The sequence below is a fragment of the Vibrio sp. PSi01 genome (genome assembly GCF_054960695.1).
The window spans coordinates 1-25907 of the sequence record NZ_JBHNYN010000027.1; the positions used below are offsets into that span (position 1 = coordinate 1).

The following is a 25907-nucleotide window of genomic DNA, read 5'->3' on the forward strand; positions in this document are numbered from 1 at the left end:
CAATTACGGCTCTTTTTTTGCTTAATGGATCTGGAACTTAGTATTATTGATAGTGTCAATGATACTTAAAATGGAATTCATGTTTTATCGACATTGATTCGGTAATAATTAACCCGTGAGGGTTTAAGTGGTGGTTATGAAATTGACAATGAATGCTGTATGTCGTGTTGTGATGAGAAATTATCGTATGGGGCTTATCGCTGCATCTCTTCTGGTGTCGAGCCAAGTTAATGCAGAATCGGTACTATGCGATGCCACTCAAGCAAGCACCAATCAATTACCACAGCTAGAACAATCATGTCCGATCGGTAAAGGTGTATGGGGCAGCAAAGCGCCTAAACGTCATTCAGATAACGAACTGTTTTGGGTTCAATGTGGTTTGCTAAATAAGCCTTTGTCACTGAACCGAGCGAAGCCTCTATATGAAAAGATCTCAACTAACGTATGGATGAAGCCTGAGGGTGGCGATTATCGTTGTTTGATTGGTCCTTACTCTACATTTTCGGATGCGAGAAAAGACTTAGCTCAAGTACGCAAGGTGTCTGGTTATGGTGAAGCCTTTATTCGTATGGTTGATAAGTCTAAAACCTCATCACAGCCTATCGTTGCAAAACCAGCAGAGTCAAAAGCTGTAAAGCCTAAGGCTCCTGTAAAAGTAGAAGCTAAACCTGCGCCGAAACCTGTGGCGGTTAAGCAAGCGGCTGCGGTAACGAGTGCTGCCGCTATTCAGACGCTACCAAGCGGTAATGCGAGTACAGACAACGATCTAGAAATCGAAATTCGCGTGACAGCCAATGTGTCGGGCAACCAATATGCTATTCCTTACCTCCTAGACCATCAGCAGCAGTTCTATATGGAGCAAGGCAAGCCTTGGAGCCGCCTCGATTACGGTAGCGCTGAATTAGTCTGCAATAAGGTCAACATGAAGCTGATGACTGAAAAGCAGTGGCAGAGTATTTTGGGTTCAAAAGTCATGGAAAAACAGAATTGGCCAATGCACTTACCTTATTGGGGGGCAGGCAAGAAGGGTCTGTTTACCAATGGTAATGTAAACCAATTGAAAGGGTCTTCATTGCTTAATGTCATGTGCGTTAAATAAGTAACCTAAAGTAAGACTAAATGAGCCTCAGCTATCGCTGGGGCTTTGTTATTTATGAACCAAACTTTCTCACATTGGTTTTGTTCTTGAATGTTGGTCAGTTTCTTGAATACGAACTTGATTAAAAATCGCTAAAAGTTGTTCAAATTGAGCGTTTGATGCGTAGAAAACCATAACTCAAGCAATAAGGTGATTGAGATTATGAGTTTTAAAAAACGTTTAGAAGATGTGGCACCGCAATTTGAAGCCGGAGGTAAGTACGAAAAACTCTACCCAGTGTATGAGGCGTTCGCGACGATATTTTACACGCCTGGCAATGTAAACCGAGGGTTGACTCACGTTCGAGATAGTATCGATCTCAAACGAATCATGATTCTGGTGTGGCTAGCGACCTTCCCTGCCATGTTCTGGGGCATGTATAACGTCGGGCATCAGAGTGTTTCGGCACTAACATCCAGCTATCAACTGAGTGAGCTCACTTCGGTTATCGAGAGTAGTTGGCGCTTGTCTTGGGCATTTGGTGATGCGCCATCATTAATGGCAAGCGGTTGGGGCAGCCAGATGTTTTTTGGGGCGCTCTATTTCCTTCCTGTTTATGCCACGGTTTTTGTCGTTGGTGGTTTTTGGGAGGTACTGTTCGCGGTTGTTCGCAAGCACGAAGTCAACGAAGGCTTTTTCGTGAGTTCGGTTTTATTTGCCTTAATTCTCCCGCCGACGATTCCACTATGGCAAGCCGCATTAGGCATCACCTTTGGTATCGTTGTTGCTAAAGAGTTGTTCGGTGGTACAGGACGAAACTTCCTTAACCCTGCGTTAGCTGGGCGGGCTTTCCTCTATTTTGCTTATCCAGCCAACATGTCGGGTGGGCTTGTGTGGGTCGCGGCGGCTGATGGCTATTCAGGGGCGACACCACTCAGTCAGTGGTATGAGGGAGGCAGTACCTCTTTAATCAACAACATGACTGGCGAGACAATAACTTGGATGGATGCGTTCATCGGTAATATTCCAGGATCGATGGGGGAGGTTTCTTCGCTATTAATTATGCTTACGGGGTTGATGCTCATTTTCATGAAGATAGCGTCTTGGCGTATTGTTGCCGGGGTTATCATCGGTCTTGTGGTGACCTCTAGTTTGATGAACTGGATCGGCTCTGATACCAACTCGATGTTCTCGATGCCGTTTTACTGGCACTTTGTGTTGGGTGGTGTTGCTTTTGGTACTTTCTTTATGGCAACCGATCCAGTTTCTGCCGCGTTTACCAATCAGAGTAAGTGGGCTTACGGGATCTTGATTGGTGTAATGACGGTCGGCATCCGAGTGCTCAATCCTGCTTATCCAGAAGGCATTATGCTCGCTATCTTGTTTGCTAACTTGTTCGCACCATTGTTCGACTTTGTTGTGAAAGAGCAAAACATCAAGCGAAGACAAAAACGCACAGCTCGAGAAGAAATATGACCCAAAAGAAAAAGGCTTGCACTAGTGCAAGCCTTTCTATTTTTATCACGATTGATTTGAATTTGATTCAACTCCATTTCAAATCAATCTCGAATGGTTGGGTATTACCACAATGCTCACCACACATCTCGTCGTAGGCACTGTTGTGAACCAACATTGCCGATGCTACGCCTCGATCGCTAAAGTGGTCGCGCGCTTGGTTAACACTTAAAAACTTCATTGGGTGCTGTTGGTCGTTTTTGATTAACTGCTTTTGCTCGCCAATAATTTGGTAAGCCAAGTAGATCCCGCCTTCAAATGATTCAATTAGTAGATTCATCACAAACTCCATTGCTGTTCTAGATAGGTCAGTATCTGTGTTACGTGGAGTTGAGGGGTAAGGTTCAAGAGTGGACATAAAAAAAGCAGGCACAAGGCCTGCTTTTAAGAGATATCAACAAATAGTGTTGATTATCTCATCGTTACGAACTCTTCGCTGCCCGTTGGGTGAATCGCCACAACAGAGTCGAAGTCTGCTTTGGTTGCGCCCATCTTCATTGCAACGCCGAAGCCTTGAATCATTTCATCAACAGTGAAACCGATGCCGTGTAGGCCAACTACAGTCTCTTCTTCGCCAGCACATACTAGTTTCATCTTACAAGGTTGACGGTGCTTGGTTACTGCTGTGTACATTGCCGTGAAGCCCGACGTGTAAACCTTGATGTTGTCTTTGCCGTATTGCTCTTCAGCTTCTTGAGTCGTTAGACCAATTGTACCGATAGGCGGGTGGCTGAATACAACAGTAGGAACTAGCTTGTAGTCCATCTTCGCGTTTGTTTGGCCGTTGAATAGGCGCTCTGAAAGCTGACGACCTGCTTTAACAGCGACAGGTGTTAGCTCGATACCGCCTTCCATGATGTCACCAACACAATAGATGCCAGGAACGTTAGTCGCTTGGAACTCGTCTACCTTGATGTAGCCACGATCGTTAGTCTCAACGCCAGTAGATGCTAGATTGATAGCGTCAGTCGCTGGGTGGCGACCGATCGCCCAGATTAAGTGGTCAACGTTTTGAGTGTTGCCGTTCTCTAGGTGTAGAGTCAGCGTACCGTCCGCTTCTTTCACCACTTCTTTAGGCACGGAGTGCGTGTGAAGTGTTGGACCTTCTGCTTCCATTACTTCTACTAGCGTTTCGATGATCATTGGATCAAAGCTACGTAGTGGAGATTCTTTACGGCAGAACAGATGTGTTTCTGTGCCAAGTGCACTTAGTACGCCTGCGATTTCTACTGCGATGTAGCCTGCGCCGATTACAGCAACACGCTTAGGTTGCTCCATCAGATCGAAGAAACCGTTTGAGTCGATGCCGTATTCTGCGCCTGGGATGTTTGGAATTGTTGGACGGCCACCTACCGCGATCAGGATGTGATCCGCAGTGTAGTGTTCACCGTTTACTTCAACGGTTTTCTCGTCAACAAACTTAGCAAAGCCTTTGATTACGTTTATTTTGTTGTTACCCAAAACGCGATCGTAAGACTCGTGGATACGACCAATATATGCTTGGCGGTTTTCAACTAACTTGCTCCAGTTGAAGCCTTTTACTTCAACGTCGAAGCCGTAATCTTCAGAGTACAGGTTGATCGCTTCAGCAACTTGAGCGCCATGCCACATTACCTTTTTAGGAACACAACCAACGTTTACACAAGTACCACCAAGGTCTTGAGCTTCGATAAGTGCAACCTTTGCACCGTGCATTGCTGCGCGGTTTGCTGATGCGATGCCGCCTGAACCGCCACCGATACAGATGTAATCAAAATGAGTCGCCATTACTTTCTCCATTTATTGAAGGCTGTGGGTACAGTGATCGCACTGAACACCTACGTCCTATAGATTCTTAAATTGTCTAATTATTATATTGAGGGCAGATCGGTTGAACTCAATCTCCCTGTTTAAAATTTATTCGTGTATGTCACAATCTACTGAATATTCGTCAGATCATGACGTTAAGTTCGAGATTATTCGGGTACGATCCACTCTACTTTGAAGTGACCGGTTGCCGGCGCAATTGCTTCCTTCAAGAATGGAAGAATTTCGTTCATTTGGCTTTCTAGCTTCCAAGGCGGGTTGATAACAATCATGCCTGATGCTGTCATGCCACGCTCGTTGGTATCTGGTGATACGCCAAGTTCGATTTGTAGAATCTTGTTGATACCTAAGCCTTCAAGTCCTTCGATCATGTCTTCGATATCACAGCGGTTTACTACCGGGTACCAAATTGCGTAGATACCGGTTGCCCAGCGCTTATGGCTTTGAGCAATCGCCGTCACCACATCGCGATACTCTTTTGCCAGCTCGTAAGGTGGGTCGATAAGTACCAAACCACGACGCTCTTTTGGTGGCAGGCTGCCTTTTAAGCGTTGGAAGCCATCTTCTTTGTAGATAGATACCTGACGATCGCGGTGGAACTCTTGCTCAAGCAGAGGGTGATCGGCAGGGTGAAGCTCGGTCAGTACCATGCGGTCTTGATCGCGCAGGTGCGCGCGGGCAACACGTGGAGAGCCCGGGTAGAAACGCAGTTTTTCGCCATTGTTGAGTGCTGAGATAGACTCAAGGTAGCTTTGAATGTCTTCAGGAAGTTCTGTTTGTTCCCAGACGCGTGCAATACCTTGTTTGTATTCGCCCGTTTTTTCAGACCATTCATGCGTTAAGTCGTAACGACCTACACCAGAGTGAGTATCATGATAAACAAAAGGCTTATCCTTCTGTTTCAAAGAATTAAGAATAAGGCTCTGTACGATATGCTTTACTACGTCGGCATGGTTGCCTGCGTGGAAGCTGTGGCGATAACTTAACAAATTAAACTCTCGTAACACTCTCGAATTAGAGTGTGGTTAGTGTAGGTGGGGTTAATCAGACTATTATAACCCTCAATGGACCATAAATTCTCGATCAATTCAGGAACAGTCGTTCGCAATATGCAGTTAGTTATTGGTTCTGCTATTGAAATTTGCCTTCATGGGCACTATTTAATAACTATTCGCAAGTGATTTTTTAGGGCGACCCTTAGCCTGATGACTGTAAGACGACCTCATTACAAAAAAGACGAAAGTCTCTAAAGCCAAAGGAATGTTTATATGTCTAATCCGCTATTAACCTTCACGGACTTACCTCCGTTTTCACAAATCAAACCTGAGCACGTTAAGCCAGCGGTTGAGCAAGTGATTGAAGCGTGTCGCAACAAGATAGAACAAGTACTTGAAGGTAATACTTCACCAAGCTGGGACAACCTAGTTGCTCCGATTGAAGAAGTGGATGATCGTTTAGGCCGTATTTGGTCACCAGTAAGCCACATGAACTCTGTTGTGAACAGCGACGAACTGCGTGAAGCGTATGAGAGCTGCCTACCAGTACTGTCTGAGTACGGCACTTGGGTTGGTCAACACAAAGGCTTGTTTGAAGCGTACAAAACGATCAAGGCGAGCGAAGCATTCTCGGCATTAAATCGAGCTCAACAAAAAACCATTACTGACGCACTGCGTGACTTTGAATTGTCAGGCATTGGCTTACCCGCGGACGAGCAGCACCGCTATGGTGAGATCAGCAAGCGCCAGTCTGAGCTGGGTTCTCAATTCTCAAACAACGTACTTGATGCCACCATGGGTTGGAGCAAGCAAGTAACAGACGTGGCTGAACTGGCTGGTATGCCTGAATCGGCACTGGCGGCAGCACAAGCCGCGGCCCAAGCTAAAGAGCTGGAAGGTTATCTACTAACTCTAGATATCCCTTCATACCTACCGGTGATGACGTACTGTGACAACCAAGCGCTACGTAAAGAGCTGTACGAAGCTTACGTAACTCGCGCTTCAGATCGCGGTCCAAATGCTGGTAAGTGGGACAACACTGAGATCATCACGGAGCAACTTAAGCTGCGTCACGAGATCGCTCGAATGCTGGGTTTCAGCACCTACAGCGAAAAATCATTGTCGACCAAGATGGCAGAAACGCCAGACCAAGTACTTGGTTTCCTTAACGACCTAGCAGTAAAAGCCAAACCACAAGGTGAGCGCGAAGTAGAAGAGCTACGTCAGTTTGCTGAGAAAGAGTTTGGTGTCTCTGAGCTAAATCTGTGGGACATCGCTTACTACAGCGAGAAACAAAAACAGAACCTGTTCGAGATCTCTGATGAAGAGCTTCGTCCATACTTCCCTGAGTCGAACGTAGTTTCTGGTTTGTTCGAAGTACTAAACCGTGTGTTTGGTATGTCGGTAACAGAGCGTGAAGGCGTAGACACTTGGCATGAGTCCGTTCGCTTCTTTGATATCTTTGATGCGACAGGAACACTGCGTGGTAGCTTCTACCTTGATCTATACGCACGTGAACACAAGCGTGGTGGCGCTTGGATGGATGACTGTCGTGGTCGTCGCATTACTGAATCTGGCGAGCTGCAAACGCCAGTGGCTTACCTAACGTGTAACTTCAACAAGCCAGTTGGTGACAAGCCTGCGTTATTTACTCACGATGAAGTGGTGACTCTGTTCCACGAATTCGGTCACGGCATCCACCATATGCTAACGCAAGTTGATGCGGGTGCTGTTTCTGGTATCAATGGCGTGCCTTGGGATGCGGTTGAGTTACCAAGTCAGTTCCTCGAAAACTGGTGTTGGGAAGAAGAAGCGCTGTCGTTCATTTCTGGTCACTTCGAAACCGGTGAAGCCTTACCAAAAGAGATGTTAGAGAAAATGCTAGCGGCGAAGAACTTCCAATCAGCGATGTTTATCCTGCGCCAGCTAGAGCTTGGCTTGTTCGATTTCACGCTACACACAGAGTACGACCCTGAAGTGGGTGCTCGTGTACTCGAAACGTTGGCGGATGTTAAGTCTAAGGTGTCGGTTCTGCCAAGCCTAGATTGGAACCGTTTCTCACACAGCTTTGGTCACATCTTTGCTGGTGGCTACAGTGCGGGTTACTACAGCTACCTTTGGGCAGAAGTGCTATCGGCAGATGCGTTCTCAGCATTTGAAGAAGAGGGTATCTTCAACACAGAAACTGGTAATCGCTTCCTGAACAACATCCTTGAAATGGGTGGCAGTGAAGAGCCAATGGAGCTGTTCAAACGCTTCCGTGGTCGTGAGCCACAAATTGATGCAATGCTGCGTCATGCGGGAATCAACGCATAATCACGGTAACTATCTAGTTTATTAAGAGTTAATAGCGAAAAGAGCCTCTAGTTAGAGGCTCTTTTTTGTCTGTGCTTCAGGGGCCAAACAAGGCGAACGAATGTTATGGATTCACATTACGATTGATAGGATTCTGCAATGAAATCAACGTCTCTGTCGATTGAACCTCATCGATCGCCTGCAATTTATCAATCAACACAAACTGCAGCTCTTCTATCGACTTACACATCAGTTTTACGAAAATGTTATAAGCACCAGTGGTGTAGTACGCCTCGACCACTTCGTCTAACGCATTCAGCTTGGCTATCGCAGAGTGGTAGTCTTTGGCTGCATTTAGGTTAATACCAATAAAACAGCATACGTCATAACCTAGCTTTTTGGTGTTTACCACAACTTCCGTTCGCTCAATAATGTCTGCCGATCTCATTTTTTCGATGCGAACGTGAATCGTCGCAGGGCTGACATCGAACTGCTTTGCCATTTCAGCATAAGGAGTTCGTGCATCTTCCATCAAGGTTTTTAGAATGGCGCGGTCTAGATCATCTAAACGAACGGTGGTTGTGGACATGCAGAATCCTTAGATTGAATGAAATCAGACTAGCTAGAGTACACATCATAGCCAAGGGTGATAATATTAGCAGCAACTATAGGGTTAGGGTGAATTCAGTGCGATTTTCGTTGTTATTAATTTTGATGTGTTGGAGTGTGTTTGCTTCAGCGCAGACAAAAGATGTGTTGGTTATTCACTCTTATCATCAAGGCTTTTTCTGGACAGATGATTTCCATAAAGGGTTATCCACAGAACTCGACCGTGACGGCTTGTCTTATCGTGTCGTTTACCTTGATAGTAAACGCTCTCAAAATACTGAATACCTAGATCGTATTTATCAGCTTTACCGCACGAAACTGACACATGAAGAATTTGCTGCGGTTGTCGTTAGTGACAATAACGCTCTGAACTTAATGAAACGTTTGGCTCCAGAGCTAAATGGTACTCCCGTTATATTTGGTGGCGTTAGCAACTTCTCATCTGAGATGCTTGAGGGGTTAAACGCAACTGGAATCACTGAAGATATCGATTTGGTTGGTAATATCGATCTAATTAAGCGTCTTCAAGCTACGGTGAAAAAGGTCTATATTGTTACTGACCACTCAATAACGGGCGAGGCTATTCGCTCCCAAGTTGACCTGTTTATTAAAACCCACCCTGATTTATCCAATTTGATTGAGCATTACGTTCCGGATTCATATCAAGAGCTAACGACCTTTGCTCAGCGTGCCGATCTAGGTAAGAGTTTGTTGTTTTGGGCGTACTATCGCGATGTTAATGGTCGTGTTAGTAGCGATGAAGATTGGCGTCAATTGAGCATGAAAACCCAACTGCCACTGTATATGGTCCATGATTTGGCGCTTGGATTTGGTGCTATCGGTGGTGTGATTCAAAGTGGTAAAACCCAAGGGCGAGAGACTGCCCGGATGTTGCTCGATGTGCTTGCTAATCCGGCAGAAGCATTCCCTCCGATTGTGCCTGGCACACCAGAAATTAAGCTCGATTACCAACAAATCTCGAGATGGGATCTTGGTGCTGAAAATGAAGCCAAGGTGACCTTCCTCAACAAGCCTAAGTCATTTCTAATGCGTTATCGCGATGAAATCCGAACCATAGGTTTGCTGTTTATCGCAATGTCGTGTGTCATCGCTATTTTGGTTTACTACCTGAATCGTCTGCAAAAAAGTGAACGAACGAGCCGTAAGAGCCAACTGCTTCTTGAGTCGATATTCGATCAAAGCTTGCAGTTTATGGGGATTATCGATAAGGACGGAGTGTTGCTGTCGAGTAATAGCAAGCTGCATGAACTTTTGTATAACCAAGGCTATAAATTAGGCACACCCTTGCAAGATCACCAGCACTGGGAAGATTCAGCAAGACAGGTACTCAACGAATATTTTATCCCTAGAGATGAACATCAGGTTTTGCGGTTTGAAGCTGAGGTGTGGTGTCGTGATCGCGGTGCGATGGTATTGGAGATTTCATTGAAGCCAATGCCGGGAAGCGAAGAGGATGACATTCAGTTCTTATTTGAAGCACGTGATGTTACCTCGCGTAAGCTAGCTGAGAATAAACTGTTTCAACGTGAAGCGAATCTAAAGTTGTATTACGACAAGCAACCAGTAATGATGATTACGCTTGATGGAAATAATCGTATTCAACAAGTAAACCAATTTGCGGAAGAGTTGTTGGGTTACTCACTTGACCAGTTATTGGGACATCGCCCGCGAGAGTTTTATGTCGATGAAAACGCGATGATCCCGCGCCATATCTTATTGCAACCACAATACAAGATTAGAGGTGTATGGCGTCGTGATATTGAATATCGTCATGCGGATGGCAGCACCATCTGGATTCGTGAAAATATCCGTCCGCTGGTGGAATCGGATCAACTGTTGATTGTGGGTGAGGACATCACCGAGACCCATGAGCTTGCTGAAAAGTTAGAGTATCAAGCGCGTTACGACTTATTGACTGATACCTTTAACCGTAACCACTTTGAGCAAGAGCTGCAAAAGGCCTTGAAAGAAGTTGAAAGCCATATGCGAACTCATGCGATGTTGTTTTTAGATTTAGACCAATTGAAGGTGTTGAACGATACTGCGGGGCATGAAGCGGGGGATGCCGCAATCATGTTTAGTGCCAAATTGCTGGAAGAGGTGCTGCCCTACAATGCTGTGTTGGCGCGTATGGGCGGTGATGAGTTTGCTGTATTAATCAAAGATTGCACCGAGCGAGACACGATCAACGTGTGTCGCAGTATCATCTCTATGATGAGCGAAAATTCGTTTGTGTGGGACGATATTCGATTCAATCTCACTTGTTCTATTGGCATTCGATTGATTGACCATACCGCCGCCTCACCACAGATGGTACACGCTCAGGCTGATGCAGCTTGTCATGCTGCCAAAGAGGAAGGCCGTAACCGCTATAACCTTTATCACCAAGATGATGAAGATCTACGTCGTCGACATTTGGAGATGGAATGCGTCAACCTAGTGCATGAGGCTTTAGCTCATGATCGTTTAGAGCTGTTTGCACAGCGTATTCTTGGTTTGGACAGAGACAGCGAAAAAATGCACTTCGAGATCCTAGTGCGTATAAAGAACATCAAGGGTGAATACATTTCTCCCGGGATTTTCATGCCGGCCTCCGAACGCTACAACATTGCGCACTTGATTGATCGCCAAGTGGTGAGTCAGACACTGAGCTGGTTGGAGCGACGACCACAGGTGATTGATGAATTGGGGATGTGCTCAATTAACCTCTCTGGACATTCGATGGGTAATCGAGAGTTTGTCGAGTTCTTGATTGAGAGCTTGAGTAACTCGCTAATACCTTGTCATAAGATTTGTTTAGAGATCACCGAAACAGCGGCGATGAGTAATATGAAACAAGCGATCAAGTTCTTCACGCGACTTAAAGAGTTGGGATGCATGATCGCGTTAGATGATTTCGGCTCAGGGTTATCGTCGTTTGGTTACTTAAAGAAACTGCCGGTCGACATTGTGAAGATTGATGGCTTGTTTGTGCGTGATATTGCTGTCAACGAGATGGACCATGTGATGGTTCGCTCTATCAATGATTTAGCTAAGCAAATGGGTAAACACACAGTGGCTGAGTTTGTTGAAAACACACAGATAATCGACAAGCTGATCGAACTCGGTGTTAACTACGCACAAGGTTACGTCATAGGTCGACCTAAACCGCTTGAGGAGTTGGTTGAAGAGTTACAGCAAGAACGAATCTTATAACCTCCTTGGTTGTTTATACTCTCTTTAGTCGAGCGCTTGGCTTTATGGTGAATACTTTTCTTCCTTAATATGTATTGTTGAGGCAATCAGGTAAACTGGTTGCCTCTTTTGTTTTGAATACTACTGTCTGTTGGAGACGACCTTGCAACTACAACTGATTTGCGAAGATGCTACCCAAATCGATCATTTAAATGACTTAGCGACCCGTTGGAATTTATCTCATGATGAAAACAGCGATTTTGCTTTGGTACTGACTTGCGAGCGACTTGAGCTACGTAAAGTCGATGAACCTAAGCTTGGCGCTATTTTTGTTGATTTAGTCGGCGGAGCGGTTGGCCATAGACGTAAGTTTGGTGGCGGTAAAGGTCAGGCAATTGCCAAAGCAGCGGGTTTAAACAAAGGCGCAACGCCAACTATTCTCGATGGTACTGCAGGCTTAGGGCGTGACGCGTTTGTATTGGCTTCGTTGGGCTGTAAAGTGCAGATGGTCGAGCGACATCCAGTTGTGGCAGCACTGCTTGATGATGGTTTACTGCGAGCGCAACAAGACCCAGATATCGGTGGTTGGGTTAGCGAACGTATGAAGTTGATTCACGCTTCAAGTCACGATGCGCTGGATAAACTTAGCAACGACCCTAACTTCGAACAGCCTGATGTGGTGTACCTTGATCCAATGTACCCACACCCAGAGAACAAGAAGAAGTCGGCTTTGGTTAAGAAAGAGATGCGCGTATTCCAATCGTTGGTGGGTGCCGATCTGGATGCCGATGGTTTGTTTGAGCCTGCGATGAAGCTGGCAACGAAGCGCGTTGTGGTCAAAAGACCGGATTACGCAGCATGGTTAGACGAGCAAAAACCGAGCATGGCAATTGAAACCAAAAAGAACCGTTTTGATGTGTATGTGAAAGCATCAATGACCTAGTTAAGACATCAATAACTCAGTGAAAGCATCAATAACTTAGCAACACGCTAAGAAAGTTTCCCGTCATAAATACGATAAATTACCATTTAACACTTGCGATAGTCGCGTTACGGATGTATATCTAACTAAGAATCATTATTATTCTTAGCTGGAGTTGTAGCATGGCTAAACGCTTTTGTAAGTTAAACCGTCGAGATATCACTGAACACCTAGGCGAGATCCACAGCTTGGTCACTGAACCTAAGTTTGTGTGTCGTTCTTGTGCGCGTTCTTCGGCGGATCAAGCGAATCTATGCAAACCAACCGCAATTCCACCTCTTGGCTGTCAAAACAAACCCGTTGAAGAAAAAGTGGCATGCGGTCTGTTAGCGGAAACATTACCTGCACCAGAGTTATCGCTTGCGGAAATCAACGATACCCTTGAACCTACTGTGCAAATGTTCGATCCAGCCGTTGTTGATATTGCCGCTGAAGTTGTCGATAAAAAAACATCACAGAAAAAAGCCAAGCTGAAAAAGCTGATAGCGAAGGCGAGTGGTGATGAGAAAGCAGAACTTAAGCGAGCGAAGAAAGCCGCTAAGAAGCAAGAGAAGTACAATAAAAAGCTAGCGAAGATGATTAAGAAGCAGCAAAAGCTGTTTAAGAAAAGTCAAAAACTGGAAAGTGACCTTAAACGCATCAATTTACAACTTGATGACGTTGCCTTCATGGAAACCAAGACTCAAGTAGTGAACCATAATCATATCCACTGAAGCTGATTTGAATTGTTTATTGCTACGCGTAGATTTAAAAAGAGCGACCTAAGGTCGCTCTTTTGCTTTTCTGGGGTAGCCGAGCTACTCATTTCGCTTATTCTGTCGGTTAGGCATTGCTTGCGGATCTCGCAACACGTTTCTTCACCCATGTTTCATTCACAAGTAGAGACAACAAGATAACGCCACCACCAATGGTAAGGCGAACCAAATCGACATCCCTGTTCCAAATCAAGATGTTCACCACAAGGCCTGCTGGAACTAAAGCATTATTCATTACAGCCAGCGCACCGGCATTCACCATGCATGCGCCTTTATTCCACATAAAGTAACCTAACCCTGAAGCAATCAAGCCAAGGTATATCAAGATTCCCCATTGAAGTGAGGTGGTTGGCAGTTTCTCTGGGTTACCCAGCAGCATGAAAGCAACGGAAGCGACGCATAACGCCCCTAAGTAGAAGTAACCAAATACGGTTCGCTGAGGTAACTCGGTCGATTCCTTCTCCATTATCACCTTATAACCCACCTGACCAATAGCAAAGCACAGGTTAGCGCCTTGTACGACAAGGAAACCGACTAAAAAGTTGTCATTGATGCCAGCAAATTTAATGAATACCGCGCCCAGCACTGCAATAGCGGCGGTCACGAGATACCAAGGTGAGAATTGCCCTTTGAGAAAGTCATAAATAAGCGTGACGTAAATTGGGGTAAAGACGGTAAACAAAAGGACTTCAGGTACGGACAGCAGTAAGAAAGATTGATAGTAGAAGCAATACATCAGCCCAAGCTGAATACCACCAATCGCCATCAATTTGCCGATCAGTTTGCGCGAGACACCGCGAAACTTAAGAAAAGGAAGAAACACGATGCCGGCAAGGGCTACGCGCATTAGTACAGAAAACCAAGAATCAACCTGACCAGCGAGGTAAACGCCGATCAGGCTAAAGGAGAAGGCCCATAGGAGGGTAACACCAGCTAAATAGCTCATAGTAAAACTTCGTTAATAAGATATGAGCTGTATGTTACCTAACCTTAAATCATTAGTCTTCTGAATCTCTTAGAGGCACGACCAGCATATCAACAGGTGAGGCATTGATCAGTTGTCGTGTTGAAGAAAGCAGTTTGCTCCAAAAGTCTTGGTGGTGACCACAGACCACTAAATCAACACTGAACTCATTGATGGTGTCACACAACTCATGGCTCAAATCACCACTGCCGACCAAAGTATGAGTGATTGGGTATTGAGCGTAGTCAGCAAAACTTTGTAGCTGAATACGAGAGGCCTCCATCGCGTTATGTTGGGTTTCTGCCATGTTGATATCAATCAGGCCGGTATAAAGCTCTGCATAGTTAACATCGATATGGATAAAAGAGACTTTGGCTTCCAATGGTTTAGCCAATGCCACCGCTTTATCCACAAGTAATTTGCTGTCATCTGATAAATCGACTGCGACCAAAATATGTTTGTAACTCATATTGCTAGCTCCTTTATTCGTTGTCTCATTAAAGACTAGCACTATGTGATGCCTTTTTTTGCTGAAGTGATCTCATATCCACTGTCTTGCGTAATGGCAGTTCGAAATATCGGTTAACTAATGGTCAGCGAGATATTCATTAAATAGTGATATAGTAGAGAAAATTGAGGATGTAATTAGGAGTCTTAAATGCTGTCAAAAACTATGGTTGAGCAACTGAATGATCAAATTAACCTAGAATTTTTCTCATCCAATCTATACTTACAAATGAGTGCTTGGTGTGAAGACAAAGGATTTGAAGGTGCAGCAGAGTTTCTGCGTGTTCATGCAGTAGAAGAAATGGAACATATGCAGCGTCTTTTCACTTACGTAAGTGAAACAGGTGCAATGCCAATTCTAGGTGCGATTGAAGCGCCAAAACATGAATTTGATAGCCTGGGTGCCGTGTTCCGTGAAACTTATGAACATGAGCAAATGATTACTCAAAAGATCAACAAATTGGCTCACGTTGCTTTCAGCACACAAGATTACTCAACCTTTAACTTCCTGCAATGGTACGTTGCAGAGCAACACGAAGAAGAGAAGTTGTTTAAAGGTGTATTGGATAAGCTAGAACTTGTTGGTGAAGACGGTAAAGCACTGTTCTTTATTGATAAAGATCTCGCGCAATTGGCAAAAGATGGTTCATCTTCAATTATGGAAGCTCCTGCCGTTTAGGTAGTATGAGAAAGACACTGATTATCTTTTTCTTTTGAGTTTTCTTATGAAGATGTAGGGAGGAAAGGATGATCAGCGGCGACACTATTCTATTTGCACTAATGGTTGTGACTTGTGTGAACTGGGCGCGTTACTTTACTGCGCTAAGAACACTCATTTATATTATGCGAGAAGCACATCCTCTACTTTATCAACAAGTAGACGGAGGTGGATTCTTCACAACTCATGGCAACATGACCAAACAGGTTCGCTTGTTTAGTTACATCAAAAGCAAAGAGTATCACCATCATCACGACGAAGTGTTTATGTCGAAGTGTGATCGAGTAAGACAGTTGTTTATACTTTCTTCTGCTCTGTTGGGTGTAACGTTGCTGTCTTCTTTCATCGTCTAAGTTATTTAGTACGCGTGAAGTAGAGTTTAGGTTTTGGTGTAAAGCTTCGGTTGTTGGTTCGCTAAGCCAAGTAGTGGTTTTGCTGCTGTCTGCAAATTGTACAATTGAACATCAATTGCAAAGTTTAAAATTGCCGCTAGAATAGCGAGCAATTAGTAAGGATGTGCTGTTTATGCACATCCTTTTTTATTGATGGCATTTCGAGAACAGGGCGTACTCGAGGTGCAAAAGTGAAGAAAGCAGAACCCCAATGAGTGAAAAGTTTGATGTAATCGTAATTGGTGCGGGCGCCGCGGGCTTAATGTGTGCTGCGGAAGCGGGTAAGCGCGGCCGACGAGTGCTGGTGGTTGATCATGCAAAGAAACCAGGCAGAAAAATTTTAATCTCAGGTGGCGGCCGTTGTAACTTCACTAACTATGATGTTTCAGCCAACAACTTCCTATGTAACAACCCTCACTTCGTGAAGTCAGCTTTATCTCAATACACCAACTGGGATTTTATCTCGATGGTGAGCAAGTACGGTATTGAGTTCGAAGAGCGAGACCACGGCCAGCTGTTCTGTGTGAATGACCATACCGCAAAAGACATCGTGAGCATGTTACTTGAAGAGTGTAAGCAAGCGAAAGTTGAACAGCGCTACCGCTGTGATGTTCACTCAATCGAAAAAACAGACGCTGGCTTTAAGATGCACCTCAATACCGACGAAGTTGAGTGTGACTCACTTGTCGTGGCGACGGGCGGTTTATCGATGCCGAAACTAGGCGCGACGCCATTTGGCTATAAGATTGCTGAGCAGTTTGGTTTGTCTGTGATGCCGACTACTGCGGGTCTGGTGCCATTTACTCTGCATAAAGAAGACAAAGAAGCCTTTGCTGAGCTTTCAGGAATCGCGATTCCTGCCGAGATCACCGCGCAAGATGGTACCTTATTCAAAGAAGCGTTGCTGTTTACGCACCGTGGCTTATCTGGCCCTTCGGTACTACAAATATCGTCGTTCTGGAAAGCAGGTCAATCGGTCTCTATCAATCTAGTTCCAGAAGTGGACGTTGCCGAGCTGCTTGAAAATTCTCGCGAGAAACACCCAAATCAGAGCCTGAAAAATACCTTAGCGAAAGCATTACCAAAGCGTTTCGTTGAGGTGCTGATTGACCGCAAAGAGCTGGAAGACAAGCCGCTCAAACAGTTCAATGAAAAGCAGCTAAATGACATTGTAGAGCATCTAGAGAGCTGGAAGATTGCGCCAAACGGCACCGAAGGCTACCGAACGGCTGAAGTGACTTTAGGCGGCGTCGATACTAACCACCTATCTTCAAAAACCATGGAGTGTAAGAGCGTGTCTGGCCTCTACTTCATCGGTGAAGTGATGGACGTAACAGGCTGGTTAGGTGGCTATAACTTCCAATGGTGTTGGAGTTCTGGGTTTGCAGCAGGCCAGTGGGTTTAAGCTTCCCATGAGATTTTAAATGACATAAAAATGGCGAGTCATATGACTCGCCATTTTTGTATTTATAAGCGGTAATCTAGCTCTAGATTCGACTTTATCGATAGCTTTTCGTGATCAGCCGAGTCTTTTAGCTCATTTACTCATTCACGCAGATTTGTTTTTTGAAAACTTAATCTGTTGAATCACCAAACCGGCGATGATCAGTACCAAACCAAACAGGGTCGCAGGGTGGATTTCTTCGCCAATAATGGTTGAAAGTAGCATCAACGAGATAAAAGGCGAGGCGAAAATTAGATTACTGATACGTGCTGTATTGTTGGTTAGTTTTAGCGCTGAGAGCCACAAGACAAAGGTAATACCCATCTCGAACAGACCAACGTAAGTCACCGCCATCCAACCCTTCGCTGTGATTTGGCTAAAACTCTCGCCTTCGTAAACGGTTAAACCAATTGCGAATGGCAGTGCCACTAAGAACCCAAGCAATACGCCCACAACCGGGTCAGCCTTGTTTTTGGTGTTTAGAATCCAGTATCCCGCCCAAAGCAAGGTTGAAAGTAACGCCAGAGCTACACCGAGCGGACTATCGAACTGCATGCCTAGCACATCGCCTTTGGTGGCAATCACTACCACACCCGCATAGCTGAAGGTACACGCCACCCAATCTTGCTTACGAATTTTTTGGCCCAGAAAAACCGCTGCCATTAAGGTGAGCGTGATAGCCCAGCTGTAGTTGATGGCTTGAGCTTGAGATGCAGGCAACAGGTCGTAGGCTTTGAATAGAATTAGGTAATAAGCCAGAGGGTTAACCAAGCCTAGCAGTAGGTAGTACCAAGGGTTTGATAGGAACGTTGTGCTTAGTTGAGATAGCTTACCTTGGAAGGCGCAGACCGCGATCAGCGCAATCGACGACACAATGCTGGCAATGGTCAGCATTTGAATCGGTGAAAACTCAGCAAGGGTCAGCTTAAAAGCAGTAGCGACTGTTGACCACAGCAATACCGCAGCAAGGCCAAAGCCCAAGGCACGACGTTCGTTCATAGCAACTCATTCTAATTTGATGGGACAGAATACGGAGCGCCTAGTCTATCTGTCGAATTTTAATACGGCAAACTGGACATTTATCCAGTATCAAAATACCATTTAATGAGTTATCTCCAATTAGGCTAAATCATTATCATGCAATGGATTATCGAACATCAGGCAACGCTTATTGCTGCTATTTCCGGCGCGCTCGTCAGCGGCGGTGTGGTGGGCTGGTGGATCAAACAGAAGTTCTCTTTTCAGCAGCGACTTCTTGAACAGCAACTCGAGTCCGACCGTTTGCTGCATGAGTCACAACAATCTCAGCTCAAATCTTCACTCGCAGAGGCGCAACAAGAGCTCAATGAGTTGGATGATGATCGAGATAAAGCGGCATTTGAACTTAAGCAGGCACATGGCAAGGTGATGGCTGCGATGGAGAAGCTGCGTTATTTTGAAGCCGTGAAGCAAGAGCGTCAGCAGTACGCCGATGAGATCAATGTGCTTAAGGATCATAAGTCTGAATTAGAAGCTGAGCTGCGCGAACAAGAAGCAAGACACGACCAAGAAAACCTCGCCAATAGCGAAAAGCTACAGTTGCTAGAGCAAGCCGAATCTCGACTTAAGCAGCAGTTCGAACTGTTAGCTAATCAACTGTTTGAGAGCAAAACCGCTAAGGTCGATCAGCAAAATAAACAGAGCCTAGAAGGTTTGTTGTCTCCATTGAGAGAGCAGTTGGAAGGCTTCAAGAAACAAGTGAATGACAGCTTCAGCCAAGAGGCCAAAGAACGTCACACCTTGGTACACGAACTGAAGAACCTACAACGTCTCAATGAGAGCATGACACGTGAAGCGGTTAATCTGACTCAAGCGCTAAAGGGTGATAACAAACAGCAGGGCAATTGGGGCGAAGTGGTACTGGCTCGAGTACTTGCTGAGTCTGGGCTGCGAGAAGGGCATGAATACCAAACTCAAGTGAACCTACAAAACGATGCGGGTAAGCGTTATCAGCCGGATGTGATCGTGCATTTACCACAGGATAAGCAAGTGGTGGTGGATTCTAAAATGGCTTTGGTGGCCTTTGAGCGTTACTTCAATGCTGAAACCGATCAACAACGCGATGCTGCGCTGCGTGATCACTTGGTGTCACTGCGAGCGCACATAAAAGGGTTAAGCCAGAAAGATTATCATCAGCTTAAAGGCATCCAGAGTTTGGATTACGTGCTGATGTTTATCCCGGTTGAGCCAGCATTCCAAGTGGCTATTCAGGCGGATCCTAGCTTGGTCAAAGACGCGATGGAACAAAACATTATCTTGGTCAGCCCAACCACCCTGCTGGTGGCACTGCGTACTATTGATAACTTGTGGCGCAATGAGAGGCAGAACCAAAATGCGCAAGTTATTGCGGAGCGAGCGAGCAAACTTTACGACAAATTACGCTTATTCGTTGATGATATGGAAGGCCTTGGCAGCTCACTTGATAGAGCCAACCAAAGCTACCAAGGGGCAATGAATAAGCTGGTGACTGGACGTGGCAATGTGATTCGTCAGGCAGAAAGCTTCAAACAACTTGGTGTTGAAGTGAAAAAATCGATTTCGGTTGGGATTGCCGAAATGGCTCAAAATGAGGCTTTTTCAGAAAATGCCTCCTTAGTAGAAAGACAACCTGCTGAGGATAAAGTAAACTAATCGGCTGCAGCGCCTCTAAACAGAGAGTGTGCTGTCGATGAGAACTTACCATGGTAGATAACAGCATTATGGACACAAGCGTGCAGACAAATTCAGCAGTAGAGTCGGAAACCACACACTTTGGTTTCGAAACCGTCGCAAAAGACGAAAAAGTCGCGAAAGTAGCAGAGGTATTTCACTCTGTAGCCGCTAAATACGACATCATGAATGACTTAATGTCGGGTGGTGTTCACCGCTTGTGGAAGCGATTCACGATTGATTGCAGTGGCGTACGCCCTGGTCAACGTATTCTCGACCTTGGTGGTGGTACTGGTGACCTTACTGCGAAATTCTCGCGTATCGTTGGCGAAAAAGGCCACGTGGTTCTTGCTGATATTAACAACTCGATGCTGAATGTTGGCCGCGATAAGCTGCGTGATAGCGGTATTGTTGGCAACGTACATTACGTACAAGCGAACGCTGAAGAACTACCATTCCCTGACAACTACTTCGATTGCATTACTATCAGCTTCTGTCTGCGTAACGTAACCGATAAAGACCAAGCGCTGCGTTCAATGTACCGCGTACTTAAGCCGGGTGGTCGTCTGTTGGTTCTTGAGTTTTCTAAGCCAGTACTTGAGCCTTTATCAAAGGTTTACGATGCATACTCTTTCCACCTATTGCCAAAAATGGGTGAGCTGATTGCTAACGATGCAGACAGCTATCGTTACCTTGCAGAATCTATCCGCATGCACCCGAACCAAGAAACCTTGGAAGGTATGATGCAAGAAGCGGGTTTTGAAAATACGAAATACTTCAACCTAACGGGCGGCATTGTAGCGCTGCACCGTGGTTACAAGTTCTAGTCGAACTTGGTAGCAAGCTCGTAGAGCACGCTAAAAAATAAGAATAAAGATAGAACGGATAGGTTAAGGCTTATCCGTTTTCAAAGGTAAGGACAGTCATGCCATTTGATCCATTGGTCACCGCGGTTATTGAAACCTCTTTAAATACTTTCGTGAACGATGATCCCGCCTTGGTTCGTCGTTTGTCTCGTTTAAAGGGACAGATCATTCAAGTTAATTTGAAAGAGTTGAACAAAACACTCACCTTCGTTTTCAGTCAACAGATCGATGTGTTGTCGGAGTATGAAGGGCAGCCTGATTGCTACCTATCTTTGAATTTATCGGTGTTACCGGAACTGCGTGAGCAATCGAACATCACTAAGCTGATCAAACAAGATAAGTTGATTCTAGAAGGTGATATTCAACTGGCGCAGAAGTTTGCTCAACTGATGACAGACTGCAAGCCAGACTTGGAAGAGTGGTTATCTCGTGCGACTGGTGATGTGGTTGCGCATACCTTAGTGCAAGGTGTTAAAAACGTCGGTGGTTTTGTGGCGAAGCAAGCCACTAAGCATCAAAACCATGTTGCTCAGGTTCTGACAGAAGAGTGGAAGATTGCTCCAGCCCCGTTAGAAGTGGTGCACTTTTGCGACCAAGTTGATGACGTAAAAAGCTCAGTAGCACGCCTTGAAGCTAAATTGAACGCTCTGTTGGAGAAAGCATGACCCCAGCAGAACTGAAACGTCTTTATCATATTATCAAGGTACAGTTAGAGTACGGCCTTGATGAGTTGATGCCTGAGCACCAGTTAACGAAAGCCCCTTTGCTGGCGAGAAAGTCACTGTTTTGGCTTAAGAACAAACATCAAGATAAAGAGTTAGGTCAGCGTTTACGTCTTGCTTTGCAAGAGTTAGGGCCAGTGTGGATCAAGTTTGGTCAAATGATGTCGACGCGTCGTGACCTGTTTCCTCCTCATATCGCTGATCAACTCGCTTTATTGCAAGACCAAGTCGCTCCATTTGACGGCGCGTTGGCCAAGCAAGATATGGAAAAGGCACTGGGTGGTAGCCTAGATAACTGGTTTACCGACTTTGATATCGAGCCACTGGCTTCAGCTTCTATCGCTCAGGTGCATACTGCGAAGCTTAAAGAGAGCGGCCGCGAGATTGTTCTGAAGGTAATTCGCCCTGATATTCGCCCGGTGATTGATGCAGATCTAAAACTGATGCACCGAATGGCGCGTATAGTCGCTAAGTCGCTTCCTGAAGCACGTCGTTTGAAACCTGTTGAGGTGGTTCACGAGTACGAGAAAACGTTACTTGATGAACTGGATCTGCGCCGCGAGGCAGCGAATGCGATTCAACTGCGACGTAATTTTGAAGGCAGCGAAGAGCTGTATGTGCCAGAAGTTATTCCTGATTTAAGCAGTGAAACCTTGATGGTGTCAGAGCGAATCTATGGTATTCAAGTTTCAGATATTGAAACACTGAATGCTAACGGCACCAACATGAAGCTGCTGGCTGAACGCGGTGTGACGGTATTTTTCACCCAAGTGTTCCGCGATAGTTTTTTCCATGCAGACATGCACCCAGGTAACGTATTCGTTAACCCTGAAAATCCAGACAACCCGCAGTGGATTGGCTTGGATTGTGGCATTGTCGGCACGCTCAACAGCGAAGATAAGCGCTATTTAGCCGAAAATCTGCTGGCTTTCTTTAATCGAGATTACCGTAAAGTTGCGGAGCTTCATGTGGATTCGGGTTGGGTTCCACACGACACCAACGTCAACGATTTCGAATTCGCGATTCGTATGGTGTGTGAGCCGATTTTTGCAAAACCACTTGGCGAGATCTCATTTGGCCATGTGTTGCTAAACTTATTTAATACAGCAAGACGTTTCAACATGGAGGTACAACCTCAGTTGGTGCTTCTGCAGAAGACCTTGTTGTACGTCGAAGGCCTCGGTCGCCAGTTGTACCCGCAACTTGATTTGTGGGCAACGGCTAAGCCTTTCCTTGAAACCTGGATGATGAATCAGGTGGGGCCGCAAGCTGTGATTAATGCAGTAAAAGAGCGCGCGCCATTCTGGGCAGAAAAACTGCCAGAGCTGCCAGAACTACTTTATGACAGCTTGCGCCAAGGTAAAGCGATGAACCACAGAATGGATCAGCTTTATCAAGGCTACCGAGATAGTAAGCGTCAGCAAGCGACTGGAAAGTTTTTGTTTGGCGTTGGAGCAACTTTAGTCGTATGCTCCGCAATATTAGTTTCAAGCCCTTATGAGCAGCTATCCATGGGCTGTGGCATCGCAGGTGTCACATTTTGGCTGCTTAGTTGGCGAGCTTACCGTCGTTAGACAGTAGACTCTCTTAATATTTTTATGTGTAGACAGACCCGAGGACAATGACAATGGGTGGTATCAGTATTTGGCAACTTCTAATCATTGCTGTAATTGTAATTTTGCTATTCGGAACAAAGAAACTGCGCGGCATGGGTGGTGACTTAGGTTCAGCGGTTAAAGGCTTCAAAAAAGCGATGAGCGATGAAGACAAGCCTGCAGATAAGAAAGACGCAGACTTTGAACCAAAGAATATTGAGCAGCAGAAGAAAGAAGCGAGCGCTGAAACAACTGCTGAAACAAAGAAAGACAAAGAGCAGGCGTAAATCGTGTTTGATATCGGTTTTTGGGAACTGGTATTAATATCTGTCGTTGGGTTAGTTGTTTTAGGACCTGAGCGTTTGCCTGTGGCGATTCGCAGTGTTTCCAAGTTTGTTGGACAAGCGAAAAGCATGGCAAATAGTGTGAAAGATGAACTTTCTCATGAGCTTAAGGTGCAAGAACTTCAAGAAAACCTACGTAAGGCGGAAAAAATGGGTATGGAAGATTTATCTCCAGATCTAAAAGCATCAGTTGATGAACTCAAGCAAGCCGCTGCTGAGGTTCAACGTCCGTATGCTAAGCCTGAGTCTGATAAGCCAAGTGAGACTAAACCTAGTGTCACGGAAACTGTGGAATCTGAAACCATTCAGGTCAATAGTGAAGCTTCAGCACCGTCAGATAAGAAAGCCGAATAGTCTCGCTAGGAGGAGTCGCCAGATACTTAAGTAGCTCGATGTTTAAGTACATAGGTATGCACGCGACTCCTTTTCGATCTTCCTGTTTAAGAGGTTTGACATGTCTTCGACTGAGCAGACACAGCCTTTAATTAGCCACCTTCTAGAACTACGTAATCGCCTACTACGTGCGATTGTCGCGGTTCTGGTCGTGTTTGTCGGGCTAATTTATTTTGCTAATGATATTTATGAATTTGTATCAGCACCTTTGGTAGATCGCCTACCTGAAGGGGCGACGATGATTGCGACTGATGTTGCATCGCCATTTTTCACACCACTGAAATTAACCTTAATCGCGTCTATTTTTATCGCGGTTCCGTTTATTTTGTATCAGGTGTGGGCTTTTGTCGCTCCGGGCTTATATAAGCATGAAAAGCGCTTGATCATGCCGTTGTTGGCTTCAAGTTCATTGTTGTTTTACTGTGGTGTGGCGTTCGCTTACTTCGTGGTATTCCCATTGGTATTTGGCTTTTTTACGGCTATATCATTAGGGGGAGTTGAGTTCGCAACCGATATATCGAGTTACCTTGATTTTGTACTCGCGTTGTTCTTTGCCTTTGGTATTGCTTTTGAAGTACCAGTCGCGATTATCTTGCTATGTTGGACAGGGGCGACAACGCCTAAAGCTTTGTCAGAAAAGCGTCCTTACATCGTCGTCGGTGCTTTCATTGTTGGTATGATGCTGACACCACCCGATATGATCTCGCAAACCCTGTTGGCGATTCCAATGTGTATTCTGTTTGAGATTGGTCTGTTCTTTGCGCGTTTTTATGTGCGTAAACCAGAAGAGGGTGATGAGGAAGAAGAGGCTGAATCTTAATTGGCAAAGAGCTGATCGTTAGAGCCCAGCAGCAAAAAATCACATAATAAAAAAGCGGCTATTGGCCGCTTTTTTATTATGTTTTGTTTATCGAATCTTTAACTGATAGCCACAGTTTTGGCATATATAGAGCTCTTTGATACCCAAAATTTTATGCCATAGGGTTCGATGTTGACGTTGTAAGTATTGTGAGTGGTCACACATATCTATTATCCCCATATGAATGCGGTTGATAATAGACTCATTGCCTTTTGTTCTCAAATATTATTTGTTAATACAATTAATTTAATTTACTGATAAATCTATAATAAATTGAATAAATCTCTCGCATTTTTAGTGGTTAATGCGTCAACCTCTTCAATCGTCATGCCTCTAAGATCGGCTATTCGCTGTGCAACCAACTCCGTGTACGCTGGCTCATTCCTCTTACCGCGATTGGGTGCCGGTGCTAAATACGGACAATCAGTTTCAAGAATGATGTAATTCATATCAAGGTGAGGGATTACTTTGTCCATGCCTGAGTTTTTGAACGTCGACACGCCTCCTAAGCCTAAATGAAAACCTAACGCATTGATTGCTTGAGCTTCCTCTAAGCTGCTGCCAAAGCAGTGAAACACACCACGTAAGCTGCCGTCTTGTTCTTGGCGAAGTAGTGCGAGTGTTTCTTCAATGGAATCACGGGTGTGGATGACGACAGGTAGGTCGAGGTCTTTTGCCCACTGCAATTGGGTGACGAAGGCCATCTCTTGTTCTGCTTTAAAGGTTTTATCCCAGTACAAGTCGATACCAATCTCACCCACGGCGATAAAGTCATGCTTATCAAACCAAGCTCGAACGGTTTTGAGGGTCTGCTCGATATTTGCATCTACGTAACAAGGGTGCAAACCCATCATTGAACGACATACCTCAGGAAACTGAGCCTCTGTCGCTAGCATTGGCTCGATAGATTCTAAATCGATGTTCGGCAGCAGAATGGTATCAATACCTTGAGCAAGCGCGCGTTGCACGACTTGTTCACGGTCTTCATCGAATTCGCTCGCGTAAATATGGGCATGGGTATCGATCATTGTTTTGTCCTGAAAGCGGTCTTTACTGAATTGTCATGAGTATACGGCAGTGTGAGGAGAAGGTCATTTTTTGCCATTTCTCCCTGTTTTTGAGTGGGTTTTATATTTTACTGTTAGCGTCCTGAGCCATCAGTGATATGCTTTTGCCTGTATTTTG

The 25907-nt window shown here is 45.2% G+C and carries 24 protein-coding genes; 16 read left to right on the forward strand and 8 right to left on the reverse strand.

Features of this window, described 5'->3' with window-relative positions:
* Nucleotides 1–136: 136 nt before the first annotated feature.
* Entirely contained in the window at nt 137–1099 is a 963-nt protein-coding gene (locus ACFI6G_RS21095; RefSeq protein ID WP_462710461.1) for an SPOR domain-containing protein, read from the forward strand.
* A 201-nt stretch (nt 1100–1300) separates the two neighbouring features.
* A complete protein-coding gene (locus tag ACFI6G_RS21100) occupies nt 1301–2554 on the forward strand; it encodes an NADH:ubiquinone reductase (Na(+)-transporting) subunit B (RefSeq protein ID WP_016768244.1) in 1254 nt (417 codons plus the stop codon).
* A 67-nt stretch (nt 2555–2621) separates the two neighbouring features.
* Here ACFI6G_RS21100 and ACFI6G_RS21105 read toward each other — a convergent pair whose 3' ends face one another.
* The 3 genes from ACFI6G_RS21105 to ACFI6G_RS21115 form a co-directional block, all read right to left on the reverse strand.
* Nucleotides 2622–2873, reverse strand: a complete 252-nt coding sequence (locus ACFI6G_RS21105) for a DUF6482 family protein (RefSeq protein ID WP_016784108.1) — start codon at nt 2871–2873, stop codon at nt 2622–2624.
* 131 nt (nt 2874–3004) lie between these two features.
* Nucleotides 3005–4360 (reverse strand): glutathione-disulfide reductase, encoded by a 1356-nt coding sequence (gorA, locus tag ACFI6G_RS21110; RefSeq protein ID WP_010433426.1) that lies wholly within the window; start codon nt 4358–4360, stop codon nt 3005–3007.
* Nucleotides 4361–4548: 188 nt separating this feature from the next.
* A complete protein-coding gene (locus ACFI6G_RS21115) occupies nt 4549–5388 on the reverse strand; it encodes a 23S rRNA (adenine(2030)-N(6))-methyltransferase RlmJ (protein WP_010433428.1) in 840 nt (279 codons plus the stop codon).
* 279 nt (nt 5389–5667) lie between these two features.
* On the opposite strand from ACFI6G_RS21115, the gene prlC reads away from it, so the two are divergent.
* The gene (gene prlC / locus ACFI6G_RS21120; RefSeq protein WP_016784107.1) at nt 5668–7710 is read left to right on the forward strand and encodes an oligopeptidase A; all 2043 of its coding nucleotides are present in this window, start codon (nt 5668–5670) and stop codon (nt 7708–7710) included.
* A 103-nt stretch (nt 7711–7813) separates the two neighbouring features.
* Here prlC and asnC read toward each other — a convergent pair whose 3' ends face one another.
* A complete protein-coding gene (gene asnC, locus ACFI6G_RS21125; protein ID WP_010433446.1) occupies nt 7814–8278 on the reverse strand; it encodes a transcriptional regulator AsnC in 465 nt (154 codons plus the stop codon).
* A 125-nt stretch (nt 8279–8403) separates the two neighbouring features.
* On the opposite strand from asnC, the gene ACFI6G_RS21130 reads away from it, so the two are divergent.
* The 3 genes from ACFI6G_RS21130 (at nt 8404) to ACFI6G_RS21140 (ending at nt 13188) form a co-directional block, all read left to right on the forward strand.
* The gene (locus tag ACFI6G_RS21130) at nt 8404–11514 is read left to right on the forward strand and encodes an EAL domain-containing protein (RefSeq protein WP_016768246.1); all 3111 of its coding nucleotides are present in this window, start codon (nt 8404–8406) and stop codon (nt 11512–11514) included.
* A 142-nt stretch (nt 11515–11656) separates the two neighbouring features.
* Complete coding sequence (locus ACFI6G_RS21135; RefSeq protein WP_016791820.1) at nt 11657–12436, forward strand: class I SAM-dependent methyltransferase; 780 nt, start codon at nt 11657–11659, stop codon at nt 12434–12436.
* A 161-nt stretch (nt 12437–12597) separates the two neighbouring features.
* On the forward strand, nt 12598–13188 hold the full coding sequence (locus ACFI6G_RS21140; protein ID WP_016791819.1) for a hypothetical protein: 591 nt from the start codon (nt 12598–12600) through the stop codon (nt 13186–13188).
* A 109-nt stretch (nt 13189–13297) separates the two neighbouring features.
* On the opposite strand, the gene ACFI6G_RS21145 is transcribed toward ACFI6G_RS21140, so the two are convergent.
* Both ACFI6G_RS21145 and uspA read right to left on the reverse strand, forming a co-directional pair.
* Complete coding sequence (locus ACFI6G_RS21145; protein ID WP_016768248.1) at nt 13298–14176, reverse strand: carboxylate/amino acid/amine transporter; 879 nt, start codon at nt 14174–14176, stop codon at nt 13298–13300.
* 52 nt (nt 14177–14228) lie between these two features.
* On the reverse strand, nt 14229–14663 hold the full coding sequence (gene uspA, locus ACFI6G_RS21150; RefSeq protein WP_010433461.1) for a universal stress protein UspA: 435 nt from the start codon (nt 14661–14663) through the stop codon (nt 14229–14231).
* Nucleotides 14664–14852: 189 nt separating this feature from the next.
* On the opposite strand from uspA, the gene ftnA reads away from it, so the two are divergent.
* The 3 genes from ftnA (at nt 14853) to ACFI6G_RS21165 (ending at nt 17216) form a co-directional block, all read left to right on the forward strand.
* Entirely contained in the window at nt 14853–15380 is a 528-nt protein-coding gene (gene ftnA, locus ACFI6G_RS21155) for a non-heme ferritin (protein ID WP_004735556.1), read from the forward strand.
* Between the two features lie 68 nt (nt 15381–15448).
* The gene (gene uspB / locus ACFI6G_RS21160; RefSeq protein WP_004735557.1) at nt 15449–15772 is read left to right on the forward strand and encodes a universal stress protein UspB; all 324 of its coding nucleotides are present in this window, start codon (nt 15449–15451) and stop codon (nt 15770–15772) included.
* Nucleotides 15773–16022: 250 nt separating this feature from the next.
* Nucleotides 16023–17216 carry a BaiN/RdsA family NAD(P)/FAD-dependent oxidoreductase gene (locus tag ACFI6G_RS21165; RefSeq protein ID WP_010433467.1) on the forward strand — a complete coding sequence of 398 codons (1194 nt, stop codon included), beginning with the start codon at nt 16023–16025 and terminating at the stop codon, nt 17214–17216.
* A gap of 144 nt (nt 17217–17360) precedes the next feature.
* On the opposite strand, the gene ACFI6G_RS21170 is transcribed toward ACFI6G_RS21165, so the two are convergent.
* The gene (locus ACFI6G_RS21170) at nt 17361–18254 is read right to left on the reverse strand and encodes a DMT family transporter (RefSeq protein WP_102286449.1); all 894 of its coding nucleotides are present in this window, start codon (nt 18252–18254) and stop codon (nt 17361–17363) included.
* A 138-nt stretch (nt 18255–18392) separates the two neighbouring features.
* Between ACFI6G_RS21170 and rmuC the strand changes: the two genes are divergently transcribed.
* The 7 genes from rmuC (at nt 18393) to tatC (ending at nt 24683) form a co-directional block, all read left to right on the forward strand.
* Nucleotides 18393–19925: a DNA recombination protein RmuC gene (rmuC, locus tag ACFI6G_RS21175; protein WP_010433470.1), complete on the forward strand. Its 1533-nt coding sequence runs from the start codon at nt 18393–18395 to the stop codon at nt 19923–19925.
* Between the two features lie 65 nt (nt 19926–19990).
* On the forward strand, nt 19991–20770 hold the full coding sequence (ubiE, locus tag ACFI6G_RS21180) for a bifunctional demethylmenaquinone methyltransferase/2-methoxy-6-polyprenyl-1,4-benzoquinol methylase UbiE (RefSeq protein ID WP_026012235.1): 780 nt from the start codon (nt 19991–19993) through the stop codon (nt 20768–20770).
* A gap of 98 nt (nt 20771–20868) precedes the next feature.
* Nucleotides 20869–21474, forward strand: coding sequence for a ubiquinone biosynthesis accessory factor UbiJ (locus ACFI6G_RS21185; RefSeq protein ID WP_016768252.1), 606 nt, complete (start codon nt 20869–20871; stop codon nt 21472–21474).
* A complete protein-coding gene (gene ubiB, locus ACFI6G_RS21190) occupies nt 21471–23105 on the forward strand; it encodes a ubiquinone biosynthesis regulatory protein kinase UbiB (protein WP_010433475.1) in 1635 nt (544 codons plus the stop codon). Before ACFI6G_RS21185 ends, ubiB begins: the two co-directional genes overlap by 4 nt.
* 53 nt (nt 23106–23158) lie before the next feature.
* A complete protein-coding gene (tatA, locus tag ACFI6G_RS21195) occupies nt 23159–23413 on the forward strand; it encodes a Sec-independent protein translocase subunit TatA (RefSeq protein ID WP_004735565.1) in 255 nt (84 codons plus the stop codon).
* A 3-nt stretch (nt 23414–23416) separates the two neighbouring features.
* On the forward strand, nt 23417–23824 hold the full coding sequence (gene tatB, locus ACFI6G_RS21200; protein WP_010433478.1) for a Sec-independent protein translocase protein TatB: 408 nt from the start codon (nt 23417–23419) through the stop codon (nt 23822–23824).
* A 100-nt stretch (nt 23825–23924) separates the two neighbouring features.
* A complete protein-coding gene (tatC, locus tag ACFI6G_RS21205; protein WP_010433482.1) occupies nt 23925–24683 on the forward strand; it encodes a twin-arginine translocase subunit TatC in 759 nt (252 codons plus the stop codon).
* A gap of 302 nt (nt 24684–24985) precedes the next feature.
* On the opposite strand, the gene ACFI6G_RS21210 is transcribed toward tatC, so the two are convergent.
* Nucleotides 24986–25750: a TatD family hydrolase gene (locus tag ACFI6G_RS21210; RefSeq protein WP_016768254.1), complete on the reverse strand. Its 765-nt coding sequence runs from the start codon at nt 25748–25750 to the stop codon at nt 24986–24988.
* Nucleotides 25751–25907: the final 157 nt, after the last annotated feature.

Excerpts from the sequence above, each read along its gene's own strand:
- uspA (WP_010433461.1), bottom strand. The coding sequence starts at position 14,663 with ATGAGTTACAAACATATTTTGGTCGCAGTCGATTTATCAGATGACAGC.
- gorA (WP_010433426.1), bottom strand. The coding sequence starts at position 4,360 with ATGGCGACTCATTTTGATTACATCTGTATCGGTGGCGGTTCAGGCGGC.
- ACFI6G_RS21185 (WP_016768252.1), top strand. The coding sequence starts at position 20,869 with ATGCCATTTGATCCATTGGTCACCGCGGTTATTGAAACCTCTTTAAAT.
- ACFI6G_RS21170 (WP_102286449.1), bottom strand. The coding sequence starts at position 18,254 with ATGAACGAACGTCGTGCCTTGGGCTTTGGCCTTGCTGCGGTATTGCTG.
- ACFI6G_RS21130 (WP_016768246.1), top strand. The coding sequence starts at position 8,404 with ATGTGTTGGAGTGTGTTTGCTTCAGCGCAGACAAAAGATGTGTTGGTT.
- tatA (WP_004735565.1), top strand. The coding sequence starts at position 23,159 with ATGGGTGGTATCAGTATTTGGCAACTTCTAATCATTGCTGTAATTGTA.
- rmuC (WP_010433470.1), top strand. The coding sequence starts at position 18,393 with ATGCAATGGATTATCGAACATCAGGCAACGCTTATTGCTGCTATTTCC.
- ACFI6G_RS21140 (WP_016791819.1), top strand. The coding sequence starts at position 12,598 with ATGGCTAAACGCTTTTGTAAGTTAAACCGTCGAGATATCACTGAACAC.
- ACFI6G_RS21145 (WP_016768248.1), bottom strand. The coding sequence starts at position 14,176 with ATGAGCTATTTAGCTGGTGTTACCCTCCTATGGGCCTTCTCCTTTAGC.
- ACFI6G_RS21095 (WP_462710461.1), top strand. The coding sequence starts at position 137 with ATGAAATTGACAATGAATGCTGTATGTCGTGTTGTGATGAGAAATTAT.
- uspB (WP_004735557.1), top strand. The coding sequence starts at position 15,449 with ATGATCAGCGGCGACACTATTCTATTTGCACTAATGGTTGTGACTTGT.
- ACFI6G_RS21100 (WP_016768244.1), top strand. The coding sequence starts at position 1,301 with ATGAGTTTTAAAAAACGTTTAGAAGATGTGGCACCGCAATTTGAAGCC.
- tatC (WP_010433482.1), top strand. The coding sequence starts at position 23,925 with ATGTCTTCGACTGAGCAGACACAGCCTTTAATTAGCCACCTTCTAGAA.
- ACFI6G_RS21210 (WP_016768254.1), bottom strand. The coding sequence starts at position 25,750 with ATGATCGATACCCATGCCCATATTTACGCGAGCGAATTCGATGAAGAC.
- ACFI6G_RS21105 (WP_016784108.1), bottom strand. The coding sequence starts at position 2,873 with ATGAATCTACTAATTGAATCATTTGAAGGCGGGATCTACTTGGCTTAC.
- prlC (WP_016784107.1), top strand. The coding sequence starts at position 5,668 with ATGTCTAATCCGCTATTAACCTTCACGGACTTACCTCCGTTTTCACAA.
- ftnA (WP_004735556.1), top strand. The coding sequence starts at position 14,853 with ATGCTGTCAAAAACTATGGTTGAGCAACTGAATGATCAAATTAACCTA.
- asnC (WP_010433446.1), bottom strand. The coding sequence starts at position 8,278 with ATGTCCACAACCACCGTTCGTTTAGATGATCTAGACCGCGCCATTCTA.
- ubiB (WP_010433475.1), top strand. The coding sequence starts at position 21,471 with ATGACCCCAGCAGAACTGAAACGTCTTTATCATATTATCAAGGTACAG.
- ACFI6G_RS21165 (WP_010433467.1), top strand. The coding sequence starts at position 16,023 with ATGAGTGAAAAGTTTGATGTAATCGTAATTGGTGCGGGCGCCGCGGGC.